The sequence below is a fragment of the Flavobacterium sp. genome (assembly GCF_040382755.1).
In the GTDB taxonomy this organism is placed as follows: Bacteria; Bacteroidota; Bacteroidia; order Flavobacteriales; family Flavobacteriaceae; genus Flavobacterium.
In genome coordinates, this window is sequence record NZ_JBEIET010000223.1 from 1 (window position 1) to 1,984 (window position 1,984).

The 1,984-nt window shown below is 29.8% G+C and carries 3 protein-coding genes; all 3 read left to right on the plus strand.

The window, feature by feature from the left end:
- Window positions 1-84: 84 nt before the first annotated feature.
- The gene (locus ABWO04_RS11455; protein ID WP_353079820.1) at window positions 85-612 is read left to right on the plus strand and encodes a KdsC family phosphatase; all 528 of its coding nucleotides are present in this window, start codon (window positions 85-87) and stop codon (window positions 610-612) included.
- A 7-nt stretch (window positions 613-619) separates the two neighbouring features.
- Entirely contained in the window at window positions 620-1,576 is a 957-nt protein-coding gene (locus tag ABWO04_RS11460; RefSeq protein ID WP_353079821.1) for a geranylgeranylglycerol-phosphate geranylgeranyltransferase, read from the plus strand.
- A partial coding sequence (locus ABWO04_RS11465) for a Maf family protein (RefSeq protein ID WP_353079822.1) occupies window positions 1,569-1,984 on the plus strand: 416 nt, incomplete at its 3' end. The genes ABWO04_RS11460 and ABWO04_RS11465, both read left to right, overlap by 8 nt.

Here is a 1,984-nt window from a genome sequence, read left to right on the forward strand (position 1 = left end):
AAAAAACCATTGAAAAACATATCGATTTTCTTACGAACGAAAATCAAAAAGAAATATATAAAATTTTGACAAAATCTATTCAAAATGGCGAAAAGTTATAAAGAAGTAATGAATGATATTAAAGCGTTTATCTTTGATATCGATGGCGTATTAACTGATGGAACCGTTCATATTTCTGAAGACGGGCAATTGCTTCGTCAAATGAATATTAAAGATGGTTACGCCATGAAAGCTGCTGTAGATAAAGGTTACCCAGTTTGTATAATTTCTGGTGGAAGTAACGAAGGTGTTCGTGTTAGGTTGCAAAATTTAGGTATAAAAGATATCTATTTGTCAGCACCTGATAAAGTTGAAAAGTTCTACGAAATTTGCGATGCTTATCAATTAAAACCTGAAGAAATTCTATATATGGGCGATGATATTCCTGATTATTTAGTGATGCGAAAAGTAGGTTTACCGACGTGTCCACAAGATGCCGTTCAAGAAATAAAAGGGGTTAGTAAATACATTTCTCACGCAAATGGTGGAAAAGGCGCTGTAAGAGATGTAATTGAACAGGTAATGAAAGTTCAAGGAAAATGGATGGACGATTTTGATGCTAAGTTTTTTTAAATTTATTATGAAACATTTTTTAAAATTAATTCGAATAGAAAATTTAGTTTTGTTTGCTTTTATGCAACTCATAATTAAATACGGATTTTTAAATCACATACATTTCAAAGATGCCTTGGGCGCACCTCAATCGTTAGTGCTTTGGCAATCGTTATCTAATTTTCAGTATGTGCTATTAGTTTTTGCAACGCTTTTTATTTTAGCAGGTGGCTTCATAATTAATGCCATATTTGATGTGGAAACTGATTCCATAAATAAACCAAACGAAGTAGTTATACATACTCACATTTCTGAAAAAACAGCCTATAATTTGTATTTTATATTTACGTGCTTAGGTGTTGGAATTGGATTTTATTTGAGTCGGGTTATCAATAAACCCGCATTTGCTACGATATTTGTCATATGTGCGGCTTTATTATATATTTATTCAAATGGATTAAAGCAAATTCCAATTTTAGGAAATGCAATTGTGGCACTTGTAGCTACGTTATCTATTGTTATCATTAGTTTATTCAATATTTTTCCTGCTATTTATGCTGGCAATGAATTTTTTATGAAAACATTAGTTTCAATCCTAACAGATTATGCCATATTTATTTTTTTACTTCAATTTGCTATCGAAATAATAAAAACAATAGCTAACGAAAAAGGAGATGCTGCATACGGAATTTCAACTGTTGCAACATCTTTCGGAATAAAATATTCGAAAATTATTGGGACAGCTTCGTTAGTACTTTTTATAAGTTATTTGACATACTATTTGGTTGAAAATTTAGCTCATAATTTGTATGCGGTAGGGTATTTTATTTTATTTATTATAGCACCTGTTGTATTTATTGGAATTAAATTATTTCAATACAAATTAAATAAAGAGTATCTTTTGGTAATTAGAATTTTGAAAATAGTTCAAATTACTACTATTTTATCTTTGCTAATCATTTTAATTTCAATGCAATATGCTTAACGAGAAATTCAAAAATCATAAAATCATTTTAGCATCGGGTTCGCCAAGAAGACAACAATTTTTAAAAGAATTAGAGCTTGATTTTGAAATAAAGTTAAAAGAAATTGAAGAGATTTACCCAGATCATTTAAAAGCCGAAGAAATAACTAATTTTTTAGCCAAATTGAAAGCCAGTGCTTTTAAAAATGAATTACAAGATAACGAAGTTTTAATTACTTCAGATACTATTGTTTGGTTGGATAATAAGGCATTAGGAAAACCTATCGACGCATCTCACGCATTAAGAATGTTAACAGAAATGTCTGGCAAAACACATAAAGTGATTACTTCTGTTTGCATAAAATCGACTAAAAAGGAAGTGGTTTTTCACGATGAAACCTTGGTTACTTTTACGGATTTATCTCTTGA

Excerpts from the sequence above, each read along its gene's own strand:
- ABWO04_RS11455 (WP_353079820.1), top strand. The coding sequence starts at position 85 with ATGGCGAAAAGTTATAAAGAAGTAATGAATGATATTAAAGCGTTTATC.
- ABWO04_RS11460 (WP_353079821.1), top strand. The coding sequence starts at position 620 with ATGAAACATTTTTTAAAATTAATTCGAATAGAAAATTTAGTTTTGTTT.